Source organism: Halobellus sp. LT62, from assembly GCF_037031285.1.
Classification (GTDB): domain Archaea; phylum Halobacteriota; class Halobacteria; order Halobacteriales; family Haloferacaceae; genus Haloquadratum; species Haloquadratum salinisoli.
This window is the reverse complement of record NZ_JAYEZO010000002.1, coordinates 361,190-383,808: the sequence shown is the minus strand read 5'-3', so window position 1 is coordinate 383,808 and position 22,619 is coordinate 361,190. Positions and strand designations below refer to the sequence as shown.

General features: G+C 65.9%; 20 protein-coding genes and 1 tRNA gene. 15 read left to right on the top strand and 6 right to left on the bottom strand.

Features of this window, described 5'->3' with window-relative positions; all coding sequences use genetic code 11:
- Positions 1-207 precede the first annotated feature (207 nt).
- Positions 208-1,500, bottom strand: coding sequence for a glucose-6-phosphate isomerase (locus U5919_RS11215; RefSeq protein ID WP_336024365.1), 1,293 nt, complete (start codon positions 1,498-1,500; stop codon positions 208-210).
- Positions 1,501-1,614: 114 nt separating this feature from the next.
- Here U5919_RS11215 and U5919_RS11210 point away from each other — a divergent pair, with 114 nt between their 5' ends.
- The 6 genes from U5919_RS11210 to U5919_RS11185 all read left to right on the top strand — a co-directional run bounded on the left by U5919_RS11210 (position 1,615) and on the right by U5919_RS11185 (position 11,317).
- On the top strand, positions 1,615-2,148 hold the full coding sequence (locus U5919_RS11210) for a DUF8056 family protein (protein ID WP_336024364.1): 534 nt from the start codon (positions 1,615-1,617) through the stop codon (positions 2,146-2,148).
- 67 nt (positions 2,149-2,215) lie between these two features.
- Positions 2,216-2,746, top strand: a complete 531-nt coding sequence (locus U5919_RS11205; RefSeq protein WP_336024362.1) for a DUF5812 family protein — start codon at positions 2,216-2,218, stop codon at positions 2,744-2,746.
- 377 nt (positions 2,747-3,123) lie between these two features.
- The gene (locus U5919_RS11200) at positions 3,124-8,253 is read left to right on the top strand and encodes a multicopper oxidase domain-containing protein (RefSeq protein WP_336024361.1); all 5,130 of its coding nucleotides are present in this window, start codon (positions 3,124-3,126) and stop codon (positions 8,251-8,253) included.
- Positions 8,254-8,388: 135 nt separating this feature from the next.
- Positions 8,389-9,276 carry a protein translocase subunit SecF gene (secF, locus tag U5919_RS11195; RefSeq protein WP_336024359.1) on the top strand — a complete coding sequence of 296 codons (888 nt, stop codon included), beginning with the start codon at positions 8,389-8,391 and terminating at the stop codon, positions 9,274-9,276.
- Positions 9,276-10,886 (top strand): preprotein translocase subunit SecD, encoded by a 1,611-nt coding sequence (locus U5919_RS11190; RefSeq protein ID WP_336024358.1) that lies wholly within the window; start codon positions 9,276-9,278, stop codon positions 10,884-10,886. The genes secF and U5919_RS11190 overlap by 1 nt, the downstream gene beginning before the upstream one ends.
- 179 nt (positions 10,887-11,065) lie before the next feature.
- Entirely contained in the window at positions 11,066-11,317 is a 252-nt protein-coding gene (locus U5919_RS11185; RefSeq protein ID WP_336024356.1) for a DUF7511 domain-containing protein, read from the top strand.
- Positions 11,318-11,357: 40 nt separating this feature from the next.
- Here U5919_RS11185 and rnhB read toward each other — a convergent pair whose 3' ends face one another.
- The 3 genes from rnhB to U5919_RS11170 all read right to left on the bottom strand — a co-directional run bounded on the left by rnhB (position 11,358) and on the right by U5919_RS11170 (position 14,204).
- On the bottom strand, positions 11,358-12,041 hold the full coding sequence (rnhB, locus tag U5919_RS11180) for a ribonuclease HII (RefSeq protein ID WP_336024355.1): 684 nt from the start codon (positions 12,039-12,041) through the stop codon (positions 11,358-11,360).
- Positions 12,038-13,417: a tRNA pseudouridine(54/55) synthase Pus10 gene (locus tag U5919_RS11175; protein ID WP_336024353.1), complete on the bottom strand. Its 1,380-nt coding sequence runs from the start codon at positions 13,415-13,417 to the stop codon at positions 12,038-12,040. The genes rnhB and U5919_RS11175 overlap by 4 nt, the downstream gene beginning before the upstream one ends.
- A gap of 238 nt (positions 13,418-13,655) precedes the next feature.
- Positions 13,656-14,204: a DUF4112 domain-containing protein gene (locus U5919_RS11170; protein ID WP_336024351.1), complete on the bottom strand. Its 549-nt coding sequence runs from the start codon at positions 14,202-14,204 to the stop codon at positions 13,656-13,658.
- A gap of 113 nt (positions 14,205-14,317) precedes the next feature.
- Here U5919_RS11170 and U5919_RS11165 point away from each other — a divergent pair, with 113 nt between their 5' ends.
- The 5 genes from U5919_RS11165 to U5919_RS11145 all read left to right on the top strand — a co-directional run bounded on the left by U5919_RS11165 (position 14,318) and on the right by U5919_RS11145 (position 17,322).
- Positions 14,318-15,277 (top strand): ABC transporter ATP-binding protein, encoded by a 960-nt coding sequence (locus U5919_RS11165; protein ID WP_336024349.1) that lies wholly within the window; start codon positions 14,318-14,320, stop codon positions 15,275-15,277.
- A complete protein-coding gene (locus tag U5919_RS11160) occupies positions 15,274-16,041 on the top strand; it encodes an ABC transporter permease (protein WP_336024347.1) in 768 nt (255 codons plus the stop codon). Before U5919_RS11165 ends, U5919_RS11160 begins: the two co-directional genes overlap by 4 nt.
- Before the next feature lie 82 nt (positions 16,042-16,123).
- Positions 16,124-16,732 (top strand): tRNA (pseudouridine(54)-N(1))-methyltransferase TrmY, encoded by a 609-nt coding sequence (trmY, locus tag U5919_RS11155; protein WP_336024345.1) that lies wholly within the window; start codon positions 16,124-16,126, stop codon positions 16,730-16,732.
- A gap of 5 nt (positions 16,733-16,737) precedes the next feature.
- Entirely contained in the window at positions 16,738-17,169 is a 432-nt protein-coding gene (locus U5919_RS11150) for a CHY zinc finger protein (protein ID WP_336024344.1), read from the top strand.
- 80 nt (positions 17,170-17,249) lie between these two features.
- Positions 17,250-17,322 (top strand) — tRNA-Pro (locus U5919_RS11145).
- A gap of 52 nt (positions 17,323-17,374) precedes the next feature.
- Here U5919_RS11145 and U5919_RS11140 read toward each other — a convergent pair.
- Both U5919_RS11140 and U5919_RS11135 read right to left on the bottom strand, forming a co-directional pair.
- A complete protein-coding gene (locus U5919_RS11140; RefSeq protein ID WP_336024343.1) occupies positions 17,375-17,716 on the bottom strand; it encodes a DUF5658 family protein in 342 nt (113 codons plus the stop codon).
- A gap of 133 nt (positions 17,717-17,849) precedes the next feature.
- Complete coding sequence (locus U5919_RS11135) at positions 17,850-18,956, bottom strand: metal-dependent hydrolase (RefSeq protein WP_336024342.1); 1,107 nt, start codon at positions 18,954-18,956, stop codon at positions 17,850-17,852.
- A 140-nt stretch (positions 18,957-19,096) separates the two neighbouring features.
- Here U5919_RS11135 and U5919_RS11130 point away from each other — a divergent pair, with 140 nt between their 5' ends.
- The 4 genes from U5919_RS11130 to U5919_RS11115 all read left to right on the top strand — a co-directional run bounded on the left by U5919_RS11130 (position 19,097) and on the right by U5919_RS11115 (position 22,618).
- On the top strand, positions 19,097-19,504 hold the full coding sequence (locus U5919_RS11130) for a VOC family protein (RefSeq protein WP_336024341.1): 408 nt from the start codon (positions 19,097-19,099) through the stop codon (positions 19,502-19,504).
- 141 nt (positions 19,505-19,645) lie between these two features.
- Positions 19,646-20,944, top strand: a complete 1,299-nt coding sequence (locus U5919_RS11125; protein WP_336024340.1) for a hypothetical protein — start codon at positions 19,646-19,648, stop codon at positions 20,942-20,944.
- A gap of 62 nt (positions 20,945-21,006) precedes the next feature.
- A complete protein-coding gene (locus U5919_RS11120; protein WP_336024339.1) occupies positions 21,007-21,696 on the top strand; it encodes an NUDIX hydrolase in 690 nt (229 codons plus the stop codon).
- A 139-nt stretch (positions 21,697-21,835) separates the two neighbouring features.
- Positions 21,836-22,618 carry a CPBP family intramembrane glutamic endopeptidase gene (locus tag U5919_RS11115; protein ID WP_336025574.1) on the top strand — a complete coding sequence of 261 codons (783 nt, stop codon included), beginning with the start codon at positions 21,836-21,838 and terminating at the stop codon, positions 22,616-22,618.
- Position 22,619 lies beyond the last annotated feature (1 nt).

The window sequence follows — 22,619 nt, the reverse complement described above, 5'->3', positions numbered from 1 at the left end:
CCCGTCGCCGTCGCCTGCTCAAACGACGGCGAGTGTTTATATACGAGGGCGGGACCAGCGTCCCCGTGATCTGACGATAGCCCCGTGTCGTGCTGCGGTTGTTCGGCACAGCGACACGGGATTGTCGGTGACGACCGGAACGTGGCAGACGTTCCGACGACGTCACCGATGCGGGTGCCGACTGTAAGCCATCAACTGCAACCGCGACTACTCGACGACGAGGCTCGTCCGCTCGTCGACCGCATCGGCCTCCGCGAAGTCGCCGCCGCCGAGCAGCCCGCGAGCCGCGCGCTTCCCCCACTCGACCGCGGGCTGGGTGAACGTCGAGACCGCCGCGAGCTCGCCGTACAGCACGCAGGCGGCCTCCATCTCGTAGAGCAGCGAGCCGAGGCTCCGCTCGTCCACGGCGTCGATCTCGACGCGGATCGCGGGCACGCCCGACTCGACGAGGCTCGCCTCCGTCGCCTCGAACTCGGCGTCGAGCAGGTCGCCGAGCGAGGAGCCGCCGAGGTACGCCAGCCCGTCGAGGTCAGTCTCGGGAATCGATCGATCGGCGTACTCCCGTGGTCGGACCAGCGTGACGAGCTTGTCCCGGGGACCCGCGCGGTACAGTTGGAGCTGTGAGTGCTGGTCGGTCGCGCCGAGCGCCCGCGCCGGCGTCTGCCCGAGGCCGTCCTTTCCGAGGCTTTCGGCCCATAGTTGGGAAAACCACTCGGCGAACGTCTCCAGCCGCTCGGCGTACGGCATCATCGCGTTGGTCACCGCACCGCGGTTCGCCAGCGCGTAGGTCGTCGCGCCGTAGGCGTACGCGGGCGTCTCGAACAGCGAGCCGGAGAGCCCCGTCACCGCCTCGCTCGCGCCCGCCCGGATCGCATCGAGGTCGTGGCCCTGAATCGCCGCGGCGGCGAGTCCGACCGTCGAGAGCGCCGAGAATCGCCCCGGAACGCCGTCGGGAACCGCGAGCGACGGGAGATCGTGTTTCGCCGCGAGCGAGCTGAGATTGCCCGACTCGCCGGTCGTCACGAACGTCTGCTCGGTCCAGTCGACGCCGGCGTCGGCCATCGCCTCGCGGACGACGAGGAAGTTCGCCAGCGTTTCTGCCGTTGTCCCCGAGCGAGAGACCACGTTCACGACCGTCCGATCGAGCGGAAGCGAAGCGAGGAGCCGCGAGACGTGCGCGGGATCGACGTTGTCGAGGAAGTACGCGTCGGGGTCGTCCGGCCCCGCGAGCGCGTCGGCGAAGGTGGCCGCGCCGAGCGCGCTCCCGCCGATGCCGACGGTCAGGATGGCTTCCACGTCAGAGAACGGCTCGACGGCGGCGCGGATAGCGTCGAGATCGACCGTTGAGGGGAGGTTCAGCGCCTCGTAGCCGTGTTCGTGGTCGTCGCGGCCGGTCTGTATCCGTTCGTGAGCGACCGCCACCTGTTCGTCCAGTCGCTCCAGCGACTCCCGGGAAACGCCGGGCGTCGCGTCGAGCGCGCTGCCGAGGTCGACGTACATACGTCCTCAACGACCGTCCCGGACGAAAAACCGGTCGGTCTGGCGACGGCCGTGACGGCTCCGGAGCGGCCGACAACCGCGTAGTTGAAATCGCCGCGGGTCCAAATCGGTCCGATGGCATCCGGGTACGACGGCGTCTTCGGGGCGTTCCCCTACGCGCTGCGTTCCAGCGAATCGCGGCTGTTCAAGTGCTACGTCGTCGCAAGCGCGCTCGCGATCGGCCTGATCACGCTGCTCGTCGGCATCGCCGTCGTCGTCCTGATCGGTCAGAGCGCCGCCGTCCCGGGTGGTTCGCTCACGCTCTCGCGCGCGTTCTACATCGTAGTGGGGCTCCTCGTGGTGCTCCCGGCGATCGCTCCCGTACTGATCGTCGCCCGCCGCCGTCGACGCGGCGAAGAGAGTTCCACACGGCACGAAGCGGCGCTCTCTGTGGCCGGGTTCGTCTTCCTCCTCTCGCTGTATCTCGGCCTCGTCGCGTCGATGCCGGAGACGTTCGCACTGGACGGCGAAACCGTGACGCGTCCGACCCCGAGCGGGGCCTTCGCGCCGGTTATCGCGGCGCTGTACGCGGTTCCGCCCGTGCTCTCTTGGAGCGTGCCGCTCGCCGGAGCGGCTCTCGTCGCCCTCGCGCACCGTATCTTCGGCTGAAGGTTCGACTCCGTTCGGGCGACGATCAGACGAAACCCGCAAGTGCGCTGACCGACTACACGGGGCAATGACTGACGCCGATCGCGACCTCGATAGACCGAATCAGGGCGTCGCTACCGAATCCGACGACGAGGGAGTGATCGAAGGGACGTTCCTCGTGACCGCCGCCGAGTCCGACTCCGCGGTGTTGAAAAACGTCGAGAGCGGCCAAGTGCACACGCTCTCTTCGAACCCGGGGGTCGAACGCGCCGACGTCGTCGAGGGCGTCGTCGCCCCCGACCCGCCGCTGAACGTCTCCTATCAGCTCGTCGAAACGTCGTCGCGTCGATCGCTGTCGATCGATCGGAGCGACGAACCGCCGACAACTCACTCGAAAGAGCTCGCTGCAGATCAGGAGGTCGGCGGACTCGCGCTCGAAGAACGCGCCGGAACGGGCGAGATCCACGTGATTACCGTCCCGGAAGACGACACCGAAGCCGCCGTCGACGACGTCCTCGACGACGAGGAACAGTTGCTCTCGCGGGCGGCGCGTCTCGGCGTGAACCGCGTCGAAGTGCGGTCGTCGCCGGGCGTGCTTTCGGTGCGGTATATGCCGTGACGCCCTGAGAGATCCGTAACGATTGCACTTCCCGTCCGACGCCTCGCTCGTCTCTCGCGGCACTGTTCGCTCGGGCTGAGTATCGATCGAATGACGTGAGGAGAGCGACAGCTATTCGCTCATTAAAACGTTGTTACCGTCTGATTTTACGTTTCTATCGTTTCGTTAGCATTTTTTGCCGTTTCGAAGGGAACTGGTAACAATACCGACTCCTCCGGAAACCGGTCATAGCCGCTTTCAGTCCGGGTAGACCACTCGGACGGCGCTGATAGCTCGGGTGACTTCGCGCGAACGGGGGCCTCGTCCCGTTCGACGGCGGGACTGAAGACGGTGTTTCGGGCGAGAGCCTGCAGCGGTGACATCGAAGGGAACACAGTATGAAGCACGATTCAGACGATCTCGACAGCGGTGACGAGACGCATAGCGGGACGAATACGAACCTATCGACCGAGATAAACCTCACACGACGCCACATCCTCGCTGCGTTCGGCGCGACCGGGATCGGTGCGGTCACCAGCGGCCAGACGTGGTCGATGTTCAGCGATACGGAGACGACGCAGAGCACGCTCGTAGCGGGTGAGTTCGATATGAAAGTCGACTGGCAGGAGATCTACAACGGAGAGCCCGTCGACGCGTATCCGGACGAAAACGACGATGACGAACAGGACGAGATCGAAACGCGCGATGAGATCGCACGGGAGCGTTACGGCGTCTACTACGACGCACTCGACCGGGACGAACAGGCCGATGTCGAGGCGTCCTTCCGCGGTCAGTTCGCGGACCTCTCGAAGCTTTTCGACGACGGCGGCGGCCGCCCACCCGTCCTCGAATTCGACGACGTGAAACCCGGCGATAGCGGATCCGTCTCGTTCAGTCTCCACCTGTTCGATAACCCCGGATTCGTCTGGCTGACGGGCGAACTCCTCGAGAACGACGAGAACGGCCAGACTGAGGCGGAAGTAGCGGCCGAAGGCGAGGACGTTACGGGAGTGGGTGAACTCCCCGAAGTGATATCCGCCCGAGCGGTGTACGAGGACGGAGAAGAGATCATCTCCGGAACGTTAAGGGAGGTGCTGGACGCGCTCGATCGCCGTGTCCCCCTCGACGGCGACCGAGGGGCGACGGACCGACACTGCTTTTCGAACTCAGAGACCCAGCACATCCGTTTCGAATGGGAGGTACCGAAAACCGTCGGCAACCGAATCCAGACCGACTCCGCCGCGTTCAGGCTCGGGTTCTACGCCGAGCAATGTCGTCACAACGACGGCGAACCGCAGGTTCGGAACTTCACCGTCCACGCGATCGACGTCGACATCCCGTACAACACGTTCGGACTGCACCAGCCCAACGGCGCGATGTACGTCCTCGAAGAGAACATCGAGGCCGTCCGAGCGGCCGAAGGGTCCTACGAGGAGCCGGCGGACGTCTCGGTGATCGAACCGCTCGTCCTCAGAGCGAACCACGGCGACATACTCAACATCGAGTTCGTCAACGATCTCGATCGCCCGGCTTCGATCCATCCGACGGGACTGCCGTATGACCTGAACACGTCGGACGGAATGGCTGTCGGACGGAACCCGGACACGACGGTCCCCGCGGGGGGATCGACGTCGTACCGAATACACGCCGACAACGAAGGCGCGTTCTACTTCGCGGACGGGACCGCCCACGCGTGGGACAGCGACCCGCAGGGAAACCCGGAGGAAACCAATGCGCTCGCCCGAGGACTGTTCGGCGCGATACTCGTCGAGCCCCGGAATTACACGTGGACCGATCCGGTGACCGGCGGCACGCTCCGAAGCGGAACGAAAGCGGACATCCACGCTCCCGACGCTCCCGACTACCGCGAGTTCGTCCCGATATATCACGACCCCGGCGACGTTGTTCCCGAACGGGATTTCCCGTTCAACGAAGGGGAGGTCGACCACGTGGAGGGAGTCCCTCAGACCACCCACGGGATCAACTACCGCGCCGAGAAGACGAGCGAGCGTGTCGGTCTGGCGGACCAACCGACCGAGGCGTTCTACAGTTCGTGGGTCCACGGCGACCCCGGATTCGGGGACAACGCGTTCCCCGCGTACAAGGGCGATCCGATCAAGTTCGTTCCGATCGGCGCGAACCTCGAGGAGAATCACGTCCACCACCTCCACGGTCACCGCCTGAAGGAGGTCGAGGGACGATTGGACTCCGACACCATCGATTCACAGACGATCGGCCCGGGGGCGACCTATCCACAGTATCTCATCGCTGGGGCCGGCGAGCGCACGACACGTCCGGATATGACGTTCGAGGAGGCGTTCTCCGTCGGCGCGGGATACGTCCACGGGAGCGCTGGCGACTACCTGTTTCACTGTCACTTGTTCCCGCATTACACGGAAGGGATGAACGCCGTTATGCGGGTTCACGACAAGCAGCGTCCCGATCTGCAGCCGTTACCGGACAACCCTCCGGAAATTCCGACCGACGCGGACGACCTCGGGTGGATCGAAGTCCTCGATACGCTCGTCGACGAGGGCGAGCTTCAGCCGAACGCGCCGAGTATGTCGCCCGGAAATCCATGGAATCGAGCGCCCAACGAGGCCGAGCAGGAGGCGTTCGACGCGCTCGTTCCGGGCGCACCGTACGTCGATCCCGTCGTCGACGACGACGCGCCGGTCCGGGAGTACACGATCGTCGCACTGCCGGCAGACGTCGTGTACAACGACGCCGGCGACCACGACCCCCGAGGGCGCGTGTTCGTCCTCGAAGAGGACGCAGAGGCGGTTCGGAACGGCGACATAAATCCCGAACCGCTCGTCATCCGCGCGAACGTCGGGGACGCGGTACAGATCACGTTCAAAAACGAGTTGACCGAGGACGCCCTGCTTCCGGGCGAGCCCGCCGGAGAGGTGTCCAACCACGTTCACTTCGTCGGGTACGACGTGCTCGGCTCCGATTCGACGGCGGTCGGCTACAACTACAGCCAAGGCGTCGATCCCGGCGAGGAGGGGACCTACCGCTGGTACGCAGACGAGGAAGGGGCCGTCTTCTTCCACGACCATATGACGGCTACCGGGGAGGGAATGCACGGCACGTTCGCCAGTTTGATCGTCGAACCGGAGGAGTCGCGCTGGCTCGATCCGCACACCGGCGACGAGATCCGGAGCGGGACACAGGCGATGATCGAGGACCCGAACGGCGAGGACTTCCGAGAGTTCACGCTGTTGTATCACGACTTCGCGCCCCTCGTCGAGCGAGGGACGACCGACGAGTTCGTCAATCCCGACACCCAGCACGCGCTCAACGCCGGAACGATGGCGATCAATTACCGAAACGCCCCGTACTACCACCGCGACGACGAGGACGCGGCGTACGTTCACAGCTCCGCCGTGCACGGCGATCCGTCGACACCGGTCTGTGAGATGTACGAGGACGACCCGGTTCGAATCCGGCTCGTGAACGGGAACCACGAGGAGCAGCACAACTTCACGACGCACGGCCTCCTTCCCAACCCCGACGGATTCGATCCCGCCGACTCGACGTCGCAGGTCATCGGTCCCTCCGAAGCGTTTACGTTCCGCGCTCGAGAGGAGACCGACTTCGCGAGAAGAGACAACCCGAACGGCCTGCCGGTCCGCGATTACCTCTACGGCTCGGCGGTTATGGACGACCTCTGGGATGGGATGTGGGGACTCCTCCGTTCGTGGGGTGGCGAAGTGAATCACCTCCAGCCGCTCCCAGACCGCGAATCGCCCGAACCGAGTATCGGCGATGACGACCTTCGAGAGATGGGCCACCCGGCCCCGTTCGACGGGCGGTGGACGGAACTGGGTCACAAGGCGAAGCTCCGCTACGATGACAACGCTGACCGAAGTCGTCCGGCGGACCACGACGCACGACGGAACGACCAGATCGGAGCGGCCCCACCCAAAGCGCCGAATCCCGGCGATCCCTGTCCCGACGGCGCGCCGGTCAGAAGCTACGATGTCACCGCATTCCAGAACGAGATCGAGTTCAACGACTACGGCGATCACGACCCCCACGGAATCGTCTACGCGATCGACGAGCACGTCGAGGAAATCCGGTCGGGAGATCGTCCGGCCGAACCGCTCGCTATTCACACGAACGCGGGCGACTGCGTCGAGGTCACCCTCACGAACGAGCTGCCCGAAACGCCCGACGACGCACACGCAGATCCCGAAATGCGTACGAATAAGCCGTGGGAGCGCTCGAACCGAATTTCGTTACATCCCCAGCGGCTCACGTACGACGTGAACGGATCAGACGGGGCGACGGTGGGGTTCAATTACGATCAGACGATCGCACCCGGCGAGTCGATTACCTACCGCTGGTACGCCGAACGCAACCTAGAGGGGTGCGTGCTGTGGGATATGGCCGATCCGCGAGGCACCCATCACCACGGGGCGTCCGGCAATCTGTACATCGAACCCGAGGGATCGACGTGGCTCGATTCACGGACGGCCGAACCGGTCAGTGTCGGGTCGGACGTAATGGTCAAGGATCCGAACGGGTCCGATTACCGGCAGTTCTCGCTCTCGATAAGCGACAAACGGTACGTCGTCAACCCCGACGGATCGTGCGTCGTTCCGAGGAACGACGACGATCCCGACCAAGATCCGAACACGCCGTGTAACCAAATCGGCGACGCCGAAGACCAGGGGTACGTCGGCGTCAACAACCGGGCCGAACCGTTCAGTAGGCGGTTCGATGAGAACCCGGCGGAGCACCTCGTCTACAGCTCGGATATCCACGGCGATCCGGCGACTCCCGTCTTGAACGCCTACCTCGACGACCCCGTGCAGTTTCAGGTGAGTCAGGCGTCTGGTGGACCACGGGGCGTCTCGATCCACATCGCAGGCCACCTGTGGAACCGGTTCCGTCGCGTTCCCCAAACGCCCCGTATCGGCGTCGAAAACTCCATCAGTCCGGGGAAAATGCTTCGGATCGAGCCGCAAGGGAGAGCCGGCGGTCTCCGGAACGAGACCGGCGACTTCATCTACCAAGGGATGAAGATGCGTCGTCGGTTAGAAGCCGGTCTCTGGGGGCTCTTCCGCGTCGAGGACCGACCGGAGGACTTCGCGGAACCGGTACAGCCCCTCCCCGATCGCTCGGCGCGACTGTCGATCGACGAGCGCCCCGGCTGGGTCGTCAGCCGTAACAACGCTTCGTCGGGCGGGCTAGAGGCCACGTCAAGCGGGCTCGACGGACTTCTCGTCGGGGTCCCCGACAGCGATATCGGGAACACGGAGGCGGGTGCCGCGTACCTGTTCTACGGCCCGGTAGACGAAGCGGAGCTCACCGACCTCGCGGGAGCCGACGCCCAGTTCCTCGGTGAGACGATGGGAGACCGTGCCGGGATAGCCGTCTCGATCGGAGACGAGACCAGCGAATTCGGAGCGAACGCGATCGTCATCGAGACCGAGGACGAACGGTATATCTTCGACGGGAGCGACCGGCCCACCGGGACAATTAGCCTCGAGGAGGCAGACGTCGTCGAAGAGAAATAGCGCGCTCGGCGTTCTCGACGCGTTGCCCTCACCGCCACCGACTCCGTCGGGTCCCGGCAAGTGGTTCCAAACCGAGCGTGCAGCCCCTGTCGACCGATGAGAAGGCTTATTCGGCGGCGCTCTCCACCGGCAATTATGGTCGAGTTTACGGTACCGGAGGTCGACTACACCCGGTACACGAACCGCCAGTTGGCGGCGATTCCGTTGGCCGTCTTGGCGGTGGCGCTCCTCATCATCGGAGGGTGGTACGTGATGACGGGTTCGCCGGTGAACCAAGGCATCGATTTCACCGGCGGAACGGAGGTACAGGTCGCGATCGACGGCCCGCAGTCGGAGGCCGAACAGCAGATCCGAACCGCCTTCTCCGCGGAGCCGGAGTCCATTCGATCCGTTCCCGCCCAGAACGTCTACGTCGTGACGTTCCAGTCCGATCCGGGCTCAGACGCGGTCCAAGCGTCCGAGTTAGAGCAGCAGGCCGAAGACGCGGGACTCGACGTACGGTCCATTTCGACTGTCTCAGCCAACTTCGGTGGGGACACCCAGACGCTCGCACTCGGCGGACTCGCGGTCGCATTCCTCGGGATGAGCGTGCTCGTCTTCGCGATGTTCCGCGTGTTCGTCCCGTCGATCGCCGTCGTCATCTCCGCGTTTTCGGACATTATGATCCCGTTGGCGCTGATGAACGTGCTCGGGATCAAACTCTCGCTCGGGACGGTCGCCGCGCTCTTGATGCTCATCGGGTACTCCGTCGACTCGGACATCCTCCTCAATAATCACATCCTCCGTCGCTCGGGTGACTTCTACGAATCGACATATCGGGCGATGCGGACCGGTGTGACGATGACGCTGACGTCGATCGTCGCGATGATCGTGATGACGATCACGGCGACGCTGTTCGGAATTCAGTTGCTCGCCGCGATCGGGACGGTGCTCGTCTTCGGACTGGCGACCGACCTGATGAACACGTACCTGCTTAACTTGAGTCTGCTTCGCTGGTACAAGTTCGAGGGGGTGAACCAGTAATGATCGACGTCCGGGACAACTGGCGAGTCCTCCTTCTCGTCGTGTTCATCCTCATCTCCGGGTTCGCGCTGTTCTCACCGACGCTCGGGGCCGACGACGGCGGCGAGGGCGGCGGAAACACTGCCGCCGAGCCCGGAATCACCAACCTCCAGTACGGACTCGAACTATCCGGCGGCACCCGCGTCCGCGCGCCGCTCGTCGGCGTGACAGCCGAGGAAGTCGACTTCGGCGGCGACGAGCCGCGGACGGTCGAACAGAACGTCGCCGAGGAACTCGACGGGGCCGGCCCGACCGACGTGATCGCCCGAATCAGCACACAGAGCGGTCAGTCGACCGCACAGCCCGGTTCGCAGGGGCCGACGAGTACCGTCGAAGTGACCGCCGAGGGCGTCGGCACCGACGACCTCGAAGCGGCGCTCGATGCGGCCGGGTACGACTACGAGAGCACCCGAGAGGGCGTCACTGAGACGACGCGACAGGAGGTCGTCCGCATCCTCGAGAACAAGATCAACGAGGCCGGACTCTCCGGCGGGACGGTCCAGCAGGTGACGACCGCCCAAGGGGAGAACTACATCCTCGTCGAGGTCCCGAATCAGGACACCTCGCAGGTTCGCGATCTCGTCGGCGAGCGCGGGACGGTCGTGATCGAGGCGTACTACCCGGCTGAGAACGGCAGCGACTACAACCGCGACGTCGTCCTCCAGCAGGAGGACTTCCAAAGCATCGGTACCGCCCAAGAGAGCGACGGCGGCGGCGCGTACGTTCCCGTTACGGTCTCCGAGTCGGTCGCACCCGACTTCCAACAGTCGATGCGGGATTCCGGCCTCGCGCAGTCCGGCGGAACGCGCTGCGACTACGAGCGCAACCCGAACAGCACCGAGCCGTGTCTCCTTCTCGTCGTCAACGGCGAGGTGACGAACGCCTTCGGGATGAGCCCCGGACTGGCCGACAGTATGCGAAGCGGCGAATGGGCGCAGAACCCGGTCTTCCAACTCCAGACGACGAACGTCTCGGAATCGCAGGAAGTCTCGATCAATCTCCGCGCCGGTGCGCTCCCCGCACAGCTCGACTTCTCCAGTGAGAGCGGCGGAACGACCTCGTACATCTCGCCGAGTCAAGGGGCGGACTTCCGCACCAACTCACTCATCACCGGAATCATCGCCGTGCTCGCCGTCAGCGGAACCGTGTTCTTCCGCTACCGCGACATCCGCGTCGCCGCGCCGATGGTCGTGACCGCGCTCTCGGAGGTCGTGATCCTCCTCGGATTCGCCGCCGGGATCGGCTACCCGCTGGACCTCTCGGTCATCGCCGGGTTCATCGCGGTCATCGGTACCGGGGTCGACGACCTCATCATCATCGCCGACGAGGTGATGGCCGAGGGCCAGATCGATTCCAGACGCGTCTTCCAGTCGCGCTTCCGGAAGGCGTTCTGGGTGATCGGGGCCGCGGCGGCGACGACGATCATCGCGATGTCGCCGCTGGCGATCCTCTCGCTCGGCGACCTGCAGGGCTTCGCTATCTTCACCATCCTCGGCGTCCTCGTCGGGGTGCTCGTCACTCGCCCGGCGTACGGAGACATCCTGCGGGCGCTGACGACGGTGGACCGCTGAGAGAACCGGATTTTCACGCCCACTCCGTCGCTGACGACGCCACAGACGCCTCCTCGTCGCCGAATCTCACCCTACAAGAATAGGCGACCATTTAAATACGATACCGCGACAACTCCGAACTGTACTGGGCGACAACTATCACCGACTCTCCGTCGGAAACGGAGGAAACGAGACACACAATGCCCATCGACACTGATCTCCCCACTGACCGCCCGTCCGACGAAAACGGCACCGCTGCCGACGCACTCGCTGGCGACACCGAGACTGACGAGCACGACCGCGAACAGGTCCTCGTCGCCCGCGTCGAGACGTACGAGGGCGATGCCGACGAGTGTACGATCTATCCCGTTGAGACGGAGCCGGAAGCGCGACAGACGACGTGGATCTCCGCCGAAGAGGGATCGTTCGTCTCCCTCGACTCGATGCAGTAGTCAGGTCTGTCGCGTGCGCTTCGCCCGCTGGATCCTCGCTTCAAAACTCCGACAGCGCCGACTGTTCTGCCGCCGCGAGCACGTCTGTCGACGTCGACCACGACGCGCGAGCGCAGGCGGGCAACTCCCCCGTCTCGGCGACGTACCGGCGGAGAAAATCCCGTGTCGTCGGATCGCTCGGATAGCCGCTGCCGAGCGGCCCGTACTCGGCGTACTCCTCGGCGAGCGCGTCGATCTCGGCGTCGCGGTGGACCTTCGCGACGACCGACGCGGCCGCGACCAGCGGGTACGTCTCGTCAGCGCCGTGTTTGGCGTGGACGTCGAGCGGGAGAGAGTCCGAGCGCGAGCGCGACGCGACGCCCTCGCGAACGCGACGCCCGAAACGTGACTCGCTGACGTCGCCCGCGTCGGTGACGACCGCGTCGTCCCCGCGAGCCACGGCGGCGATAGCCTCGGCGTGGGCGTCGACCGTCAGCGAGTTCATATCCGTCTCGGGGTCGTCGATCCGATCGGTCGAGACGACCGCGACGCCGATGGCGACGTCCTCGTGTCTCCGCAGCCGCTCGGCGATCGACTCGCGGGTTTCGGGGGCGAGCCGTTTGGAGTCGTCTACGCTGTCCGGAATCGCCTCCGACGACGCGCGCACCGCGGCGGCGACCATCGGGCCGAGCACCGGGCCTTTTCCGGCCTCGTCGCTGCCGACGTTCGCGTCTCCGGGTGTCATTCCTCGTCGTTCGCGTCGTCCGGGTCGTCAACGGCGTCGACCTCGTCGCCCTCCGCAACAGCACCGTCCGCGTCACTCGCCGCCGAGCTGTCGCCGTCGAGGAAGAACGTCTCGTCCTCGAAGGGTTCGTCCTCGCCGTAGACGCCGACGACGTCGAGCGCCGTCACCTCGGCGTCGACATCGAGGATCCCCGCGAGGCTGGGGTTCGTGCGCCCCTCGTCGCCGGAGATCAGTTCCTTGATGTACAGGCCGCCCGCCCCGTGAACCTCGACAGTCGCGTGCGTGTCGTCGTCGAGTTCGCCGCCCGTCTCGTACACCTCTCGCGTGCGAGTGAGACTCGCCCGTCGGTGATCGACGCGGTGCGGCGTGTACTGCTCGATCGTCGCGCCTTCGAGTTCGTCGAGGGCCTCGGCGAGCGCGTCCGCAGCGATGGGAGAACCGAACTCGACTTCGGCCCGATAGCGCTTCGAGGCGTCGAGCTTCTTCACTCGTTCGACCATCTCGTAGTCGGCGAGTCTGAGCCCTTCGACCTCGACGCGGCCCTCCGCGAATGCGTTGATATCGCCCTCCAACCGCTCGACATCGATTCGGCGGCGACGGGGTTCCATCACCTCGATGACGAACGGGCGGCCGGTGCCGAGCATCCGCGCGTCGACGTCTTCGCGGCCCGCACCGTGGAACTTCGTGTCCGTCCCGTCCATCACGTCGCGGACGATCGGCGCGGTGAGTCCCTCGACGCTGTCCTGGTACAGATAGCCCGTCCCGTCGCACTTCTCGCAGGGTTGTTTGCCGACGTACCCCGAGCCCTGACAGGCGTTGCAGGGCCACTCGGTCTGTGGGATGTCGCGTTCGAGTTTCCGGTAGCGGCCGTAGACGAACGCCGAGTGGACGGCGACGTCGACGGAGTCGGCCTCCAGATCGAGCGTGAACTGGACGTCCGGACGACCGAAGTCGACGTCGGTGTCGGTGAGTCGCCCGACTCGCTTGCCGACCTCGCGGTTGAACTCGGATTTGAACAGTTCGCCCGCGCCCTCGGGGAGGCCCGCGCCCTCCCGGAGCAGGATCTCGTTCTCCTCGATCAGCGGCGGCGTGCGCGTCCCGACTTGGTAGGTGTCGAACTCGACGCCCTCGACCGCCGCGGCGCAGCGCTCGGCCCACTGGTCGAACTCCGCGCAGCGGCCTTCGCACACCCAGCAGTCGACCGTGTCGACCGGCTCGTACGGCTCGTCGTCGTCGAGCGCGGCCGCAATCCGGAGGCTCTTGCCCCGCTCGGCGTTCGTCAACCCGAAGCTCCGATCCGCGAAGGCCCGGCCGAGACAGGCGTCACAGACGGGTTCCTGCGCGGCGAGCGCGCGGGCGTCGGCGAGAATGCTCATATCGGTATCTGTGCGGGTGCTCGCTTTGTTCTTGTCCTTTCGCCGCCGATACAGTATGGATTCGAGTGGTCACGTTGTGAGAACGCAGTGAAGACCCCGGAAGCCCCCGCGCTCTCGACTCGGGGGACTCGCTGCGCTCCTCGGCCTTCGGCCTGCGGTGCTTACGTCGTCCTCCTACGTCGAGAGCGCGGCCCCTTCCATTCCCACCCGTCGACGTTCTCCGGTCAGCAATCGCCGATCAGAGGACGCCGCCAGCGACGCCGAGGAGCCACCACAGGGTCGCGAGCACGAGCAGACTGATGGCCAGCGTACCGGCGAAGACGACGAACCCCAACGCGATCACGACGCGTCGGTCCCGGCGCACGCCGTCGTCACCGGGATCGCGCAGTCGGCGTTCGAGGAGTCGGACGTTCCGGTCGTTCGCGCGCCAGACCGCGTCGAAGGCGTCGCCGACGAGCGGGATCGACCCGAGCAGGGCATCGACAACGACGTTCAGAACCATCCGTGCGAGCGTCGCCCGCGGTGCGCCGAGCGCCGCGGCCTCGGCAACAACGTACGCCGATGCCGCGGTGGCGGTCGCGTCGCCGACGCCGGGGAGGAGCCCCAAGACCGGGTCGAGCCCGACGCGCACGGTCGTTCCGGGGATCTCGACCGCGCTGTCGAGCAGGCGGCTCAGTCGACGGATGCGGAGTAGTCGCTCCGTCGCGCCGGGAGAGAGACCATCGACGACGTCGGAGTCGACAGCGACGACGCCATCGTCTCCGGGTTCGCGGTTCGTCCGGTTCACGGTCGCTCGTCGATGCGAACGCGCTTCGGTGTTCCGGCGGCCCCGCCACCGGTCGAGGCAGCGCTGTCGGACTTCGTGGTCCTTAGGTCCACGGAGACCGGACCGGTGTGTGAATGGAGCCTGCGATCGAGATCCGCGACTTGCGGAAGTCCTACGGCGACGTACAGGCGCTCGACGGCGTCGATCTCACGGTCCCCCGGGGGTCGTTCTTCGGCCTCCTCGGCCCGAACGGCGCGGGCAAGACCACGTTCATCAACGTCCTCGTCGGACTCGTCCGCAAGAGCGGCGGCGAGGCGCGAGTGTTCGGTCACGACGTCGAGGACGACTACCGCGAGGCGCGCGACAGCATCGGCCTCGCGCCGCAGGAGTTCAACGTCGACCGCTTCTTTCCGATCCACGAGGTGCTCGAACACAAGGCCGGCTACCACGGGATCTCCCGGGAGCGCGCCAGCGAGCGGGCCGAGGAGGTTCTGAAACGCGTCGGAATCTACGACAAGCGCGACACGCGCTTCGACTGGCTCTCCGGCGGGATGAAGCGCCGCTTTATGCTCGCGCGAGCGCTCATCACCGAGCCCGATCTGCTGATCCTCGACGAGCCGACCGCCGGCGTCGACGTGCAGCTGCGCCACGAGCTCTGGGAAACCATCGTCGACCTGAACCAGCGGGGGACGACGATCCTGCTCACGACGCACTACATCGAGGAGGCCGAGCGGCTCTGCGACGAGGTCGCGATCCTCGACTCCGGCCGCGTCCTCGACGTCGCCAGCCCCGAGGAACTGATGGACCGCGGCACCGACGACGTCGTCGTACAACTGCGGAACGCGCCGACCGCAGTGCCGGATTTCGCCGCGCGCGACGACCGGATCGAGTCGGTCGAACTGGACGGCACGCGCCTCGTCGTGACCGCCACGCAGGGCGGACTCGTCGCCCCCGAGATCGTGGGACTGCTCGACGAGGACGGCCACGAGATCGTCGACCTCGAAATCCAGCGCACGTCGCTCGAAGAGGTGTTCGTCGAGATGACGCGTGCGGATGAGGAGGGACGCGCGACCTCGGAGGTGGCGTCGCAATGAGCGTCGATACGACCGGCTTCCTCGCGTTGCTGCGGAGAGAGGTACTCCGCTTCCTCCGTCGCCCGCGGAACACCTTCCTGCCGCCATTTATTACCAACGTCCTGTACTTCTCGGTCTTCGGGGTGATCCTCGGCGAGCGGATCAACGAGATCGCCGGCGTGCCGTACATCCTCTTTATTCTCCCGGGCCTCGTCGTCCTCGGCGCGATTTCGAACGCCTTCGAGAACACCTCGTTTAACATCTTCCACGGCCGCTGGAATCGATACATCGAGGAGGTGCTCACCTCGCCGCTGTCGTACGAGACGATGGTCGGCGCGTACGTCCTCGCCGCGGCGATCCGCGGCGCGATCGTCGGCACGCTCATCGCGCTCATCGGCGCGTTCTTCACGGACGTCGGCGTCGTCCAGCCGCTGTATCTGGTCGCCTTCGGCGTCGTCATCACGGCGCTGTTCGCGAGCCTCGGCGTCGTCGCCGGGCTCTGGGCCGACGACTTCGACGACCTGACGATGCTGAATCAGTTCATCCTCCGACCGCTGGTCTTCTTCGGCGGCGTCTTCTACTCGCTGAACGAGTTGCCCGCGACGGTCCAGCAGGTGTCGCTCCTGAATCCGATGATCTACATGGTCAACGGCGTCCGGTACGGGTTCCTCGGCGTCAGCGAGGTCGATCCGAACGCGTCGCTTGCGGTGCTCGCGGGGCTCACCGTCGTCGTGCTCGCGCTCGACGTCGCGCTCTTCCGGCGGGGCTACGGGCTCGCGGAATAGGGTCGAGGGGGCGGTCGACGCCGGTCCCGACGCCGCCGCCCGCGAACGACCGACTCTTGGTGTTCCAGCGGCGAGACGCCCTATGCGACAGTTCCTGATCGTCGGCCACGACGCCCCGACGACGCCCGACTTCTCGCTCGACGACCTCGCCGGCGCGGCGGGACGGCTCGACGTCCTCTGCCGCTGCGTCAACAGCGCGTTCTTCCTCTCGCACTCGATCCGCGAGGACGTGCGCGTCCACCTCGTCCTCGGCGACGAGTTTACCGTCCGCTTCGAGGGGGGCGAACTCCGCCGCCTCAACCCCGACGAGCGGAGCACGGCCGCGCTCGTCCGACAAGCCCTCGAACACCGCGAGGACGCGATCGGACATATGCCGGCCGAGAGCACCCCGGGCGTCTCGATCCGTCGGATGGGGTTCGAGGAGACGCTCGAGGCCGTCGCCGACGACGTCCACGAGGACCCGACGCTTCTCACGCTCCACGAGGAGGGGGACCCGATCGTCGACGTCGACCCGCCCGAGGACCCCCTGTTCGTGCTCTCGGACCACCACGACTTCACCGACGAGGAGCGCTCGCTCCTCGCAGAGCGCGGCGACAAACGGGTCCGCGTCGGTCCCGAAGTCCTCCACGCGGACCACACGATCACCGTCGCGCACAACTACCTCGACACCCGAGGCTACACCGAGTACTGAGAGCGATGTGTGAGGACCGTCGGGATCGAACGGGCGAACCCGGAACGCCCCCCGCGTCCGACGACGCGCGCACCGAACCGCTTCGGACGACGCACGCGCCCGCCCTCGACGACCGGTTTCCGGTATCGCTCCGGGGCGTCGCGGTCGACGACGAGACCCGGTGCGCGCACTGGCACACCGCCGTCGACGTCGTCGCGCTTCGATTCGGCTGCTGTGAGGTGTTCTCGCCGTGTCATGCCTGCCACGCGGAAACCGCCGATCACGACCCGGAACTGTGGCCGCGCGATCGATTCGACGAGGCGGCGGTGCTGTGCGGCATCTGCGAGACGACGCTGTCAGCGCGAGCGTATCTCGACGGCGACGACGCGTGCCCGAACTGCGGAGCGGCGTTCAACCCCGGGTGTCGTCGCCATCGATCGCTGTATTTCGAGGCGTGACGGTCGCAGGCTGGTGGATCCGCGCGCGGTCTGATTCGGTTCGGAAGCGTTAAAAGACCAAACGCCGACTGTTCGTATGCGGGCCGGTGGGGTAGCTTGGTATCCTTCGGCCTTCGGGTGGCCGTAACCTCAGTTCGAATCTGAGCCGGCCCATTTTCCCCACCTCTCACCGACCACGAGCGATAGCGACGGAAACGAAGAGCGTTCACATCACGGCAGCCGCGATGACCGCGCCGTTCCACACCGTGACGACGAATCCGAGCGCGCACAGTCCGAGCGGCACGCCGATACAGTGGGGCCGGGGGACGAGTCGGTAGAGTCCGTAGAACCCGCAGACGATGAGCACCTTGATCGGGAGGATCATCGGCAGCCCGTAGGCGTTGATCAGCCACGCTGCGACGGGACTGGCCTCGACGACCGTTCGCAACTGCAGGCCGGCGAGCGTCGTGACGACGTCGCCGACGAGGAAGAACGTGATCGCCCCGCACCACCAAAGGAGGGCGTTTTCTTCCAGAATATCGATCGAGGAGTCGAAGTCTGTGACCATTGTACTGAGGGGGATCAAATCAGGTCGGAGGGGTGAACGACCGGGTCAGCCTCGTACTATCGATTCACTACAAGCAGTACTAAACGTTTGGATTCGATGACAGGAATCGGGATTCGATAACGGGAAAATCTCCTCACCCGAGCGCGAGAGGCAGCACTCCAGCAGTCGTGAGTGCGTACGTCGACACGTACGCGACTGCCGCGAGGGTCAACGTCGCGAGACCGGTGACGAGGCCGAAGAGCGCCGAGTGCGCACGTGGCTGTCGCGTCGGTTCCGACTCCTCCGCCTGCTCCCACCGCGTGATCCGCGACCGGTGGCGAACGGCGGCCGACAGACCGACGACCGCCGCCAACGGGACGATTGTGAATCCGAGCACGTGAGCGTCGACCACCGTCGGCCGCGGGAGGATGGGCGCGGTGACCGCGTACGCGACGCCGACGCCCGCATAGCGGTCGATCGTTGCACGTAGCTGCCCGAGAACGCCACGTCGGACAGTAGCGGACGAAGACCTGTGCGCCTCCGCGACTCCCAGATCCAACGCGACGAGGACGCCGAGCCAGACGGCCGCGAGTTCGACGAACAGCACGCCGAAGATTTCCAGCGTCGGGTCGGCGGCGAGGGCGACTCGTTCAGTGAGAACCGGCGGGCCGAACGGCGAGAGAAGGGGCGGCGGCGCGGCCAGAAAAACGTCGCCGAAGGGATGCGTGAGGAATCCGACACCGGCGGCGACGGCCAGTACGACCGCGGGAAGTCGAATCTGTCGGCCGGCCACCCCGCCGACCGCGCCGACGACCGCGAGAAACGCACTGGCGACGACTGCGGCGGCCGTTCCCGCGGTCGTCCAAAGCAAATAGACGAGAAATGAAACGTAGAGAATCGCGGCGAGCGCGTAGAGGAGTGTCGCCAGAGGAAGGGAAACGGCCCGGGATGAAGCGCGTCTCGAACCGACCGCGGCCCCCACCCCGAAAACGAGCGCGGCCGCGACGCCGACGGGGAGCGGGTGGGTAACGACGCGGTGGACGCCGTTCGCGACGCCCCAGAACGCCTCCCAGCCGAGCGGCGTCCCGGCCGTCACGGCGACAGCGTAGGTCGCGACGGCGTAGAGGACGTCGAGGTCCGGGAGCAGCGCCGCGAGTCCCGCGACCGCACCGAGCCGAAGGGCGGCGGGGGAGTCGGCTCCGAGTCGGGAGGCGCCCCACCCGACGAGCGCGAACGCGAGGAACTCGTGGCCGACGAACATCGATCAGGTCGGATCTACCCGGCGCGGAAAATAGCTCTTCGGATGTCGACTCGCACCGCGTGCGATCCGTTCACCAGTTCGCCCGTTCGGAGACGGGAGTCGGCATCCAGCCTTTTGCTTTCGGGGCTCGAACGACCCCTATGAACGGAATCGCGATCGATCACGTGAACCTGAGTATCCCCGACGACGGCGTCGAAACCGCAGTGGAGTTCTACCGCGACGCACTCGGGTTCGATATCGACGGGATGGGCCTGTACGAATCGGGCGAGAAGCCGTTCTTCTCGGTTCGACTCGCGCCCAGAGCGGTGATACATCTCGAGCCCGACGCGGACTTCGATCCCGCGAGCGAGCGGACCGCGTACGACCACGTCGCCGTCCGAATCGACGAGACGATCGACGGGATCGAATCGGCACTGTCGGCCGCGGGCGTCGATATCGACCGACGGCTCGAACCCCTCGGAGCGACCGGCGTCGCGCCGGCGGTCTATCTCACCGATCCGTTCGACTACCGGATCGAGCTGAAAGCCGCAGCGTCGAATCAGGCGTGAAATAGACTGTCGAATCGCACGTGGAACCGGCCGTCGAGTCGAACATCGATTCGATCGCGAACCCTGGACCCGCACTAGCGGGCGGGGGGAACTGTGCATCGAACCGCTTTTCTCGTCCGTCGTGGTTGAACTACCCAATCGATGCGAGATCTGGTCCCTTTCGGCGATGGTTCCCCCCTCAGGTGTCGCGCGGGTGTCGTGCTCGTCGCTATCGGCGTTCTCCTCCTCGTCTCCTCGCTCGTCGTCGGTGCCGCGCTCGCGCCCGACGTCGGGAGCGCAGCGGACAACGAGACCCGACAGACGCTGGTCGGGTCGCAGGGCGGCGGTCCGGGGCTGCACGATCACGGCTCCGTCTACCTGTTGGACGGCCGCGAGACGGCGTGGAAAACGGGCGACACTGACAGCTACTTCGACGTCACGATGCTCGATAACGGTAGCGTGATGGCGGGATTCATGCAGGGCGGCTACGAGGACTGCGGCCCCTACGAATCGCCGTGTACGCACACCGGATTCCGGATCATCGATCCGAACGACGACAGCACCGCTGAGCCCGAAGTCGAATACGAGTACTCCTTCCCCGTGCGCTCTCAGGCGAACAGCGAGGTCCACGACGTCGAACTGCTCGACTCCGGCGAGTTCCTCGTGAGCGATATGGAGCACGAGCGGATCTTCACCGTGAAAGACGGCGAGGTCACGTGGCAGTGGAACGCCAGCGATCGCTACGACGCGCCTGACGACCCCACCCGAACCGACTGGCTCCACATCAACGACGTCGACGTGATTAGCGAGGATCGCTACCTCGTCTCCGTCCGCAACGCCCACCAGTTGGTGATCGTCGAGCGCGGCGAGGGCGTCGTCGAAGTCGTCAACGGTGATGAGGAGACGACGCAGGGCGACCCGACGCTGCTGCGCCAGCAGCACAACCCGCAGTGGCTCGGCGAGGGCCGAGTGCTCGTCGCCGACAGCCACAACGACCGCGTGGTCGAACTCGAACGCGACGAGAGCGGCGAGTGGCAGGTCGTCTGGGAGATCTACGCCGCCGAGGGCGTCAACTTCAACTGGCCGCGCGACGCCGACCGCCTCGACAACGGTAACACGCTCATCACCGACTCGCTGAACAAACGGATCGTCGAGGTGAACCGCTCTGGGGCGACTGTCTGGAGCTACGGGACGCCTGAAGTACCGTACGAGGCCGAACGCCTCCCCGAGGGCGAAACGGTCGGTGCGACCTCCTACGCCGACGCCGAAAGCGACGAGCCCACGACGATCGGCGAGGGCCGAGACGTTCCCGTCCTCTCCTTCCTGCTCGTGATCTTCCAGACGGGGCTGCAGACGCCGTTCTGGTTCAACGAGGGTCACGTCGCCGTCACGATCGTCTCGCTCGTCTGCGTTCTCTCCGGGTTCGGAGTCATCCTCCGCGATCGGTTGACTCGGGGCTGAGCGAGAGCCCTCAGTGACCGACACCCCACGATTTCTTGTCCGTCCGGGCAGAGGGGACCGGTATGACTGACTCCGAGACACTCGACGGCGACGTCGGGAGCGAGAGCAGCCCCGACAGCGACGATGGAGCCGAGAGCGGCCCCGACAGCGACGAGGGGATCGAAAGTGACGAGCGCGCCGACGGCGATGAGCACGAATCGCCTGTCGACGAACTGACGTGGGAGACGACCGATAGCGGAGTCGACTACACGTGTCCGGGGTTCGACGTCCGCCGCGACGACGTCGTGCTCCCGGACGGCACCGAGACCGACTTCCACTACGTCGACGAACCGGCCGCGATCGTCGTGCTCCCGTTCACGCCCGACGGCGACGTCGTCGTCATCGAGGAGTGGCGGCAGGCGGTCGGTCGGATCAACCGCGGCCTGCCGGCCGGGAGCGCCGAACCCGAGGACGACGACCTCGCGGCGGTCGCCCGCCGCGAACTCACCGAGGAGACCGGTTACGAAGCGGGGAGCGTCGAACACCTCTTCGCGGCCGAACCGGCGAACGGCCTGTTGAACAGCGTCCATCACTACTTCCTCGCGCGCGACTGCGAGCCGGTCGGAGAGCAGGACCTCGATTTCAACGAGAGCATCCGGGTCGACGTGGCGGACTACGAGGAGCTGCTGGGCGACGTCGTCGAGGGAGAGATCCGAGACGGCCGCACGGTCCTCGGGATCACGCGATACGAACTCGCCGACCGTTGGCGCTGATCCGTATCGGACCTGCGACTTACTGCTAACCGAGAGCGGCTCGACGCGCCTCGGTCGACGGAGACAGGACTTTGACGCGCGAGTGCGAACGTCGAGTGTGTCCTCCGAACTGAATCCAACCGGCGGGGCGGACGACTCGGTGCCCACGTCCGACTCCGTTCTCACCGTCCTCCGCGCGCTCCTCGTCGCCGTGTTGCTCTCTGTCGTCGGCATCGGCGTCGGCGGTATCCTCGTCGTCGCCACGGTCCTCGCGCTCGGCGTCGCCGGGGTCTCGATCACCCCGCTCCTGAGCGTCATCCTCTCGCTGGCGCTGGCGACAGGCGTCGGGTTCGGCGGCGTCGCGCTCGCGTACCTCCGGTACCGCGGCGCGGGCATCGGGTACGTCGGCGTCCGTGTGCCGTCGCTCCGGGAAGTCGCGTTCGTCGTCGCGGGCTACGTCGCCTCGCTGGCGCTGCTTATGCTCGCGTCGGTGATCATCACGACGGTCGGCGCGGAGGCGGCTCCGAACACGACCGCGGAGATGGGAATGGAGAACCCGGAGCTCCTGCTGCTTCTCATCCCGGCGTCGTTTCTCCTGATCGGCCCGGGCGAGGAGCTACTCTACCGTGGAATCGTCCAGAACCGACTGAGCGAGGCGCTTCCCGCGCCGCTGGCGATCTTCCTCGCGAGCCTCATCTTCGCGTCGATCCACTACTTCTCGCTGTCGGGCGCGCCGCAGGCCCGAGTCGTCAGTATCACGGTGCTCGTCCTTCCGACGCTCGTCTTCGGGACGATGTACGAACTCACGGACAACATCGTCGTCCCGGCGCTGATCCACGGCGCGTACAACGCCACACTCTTTTCGCTGCTGTATCTCGCGATCCGATTCGCGGGCGCAGAAGAGCTCCAGCAGTCCGCGACAGCCGCGGCGCTACTGTTCTAGC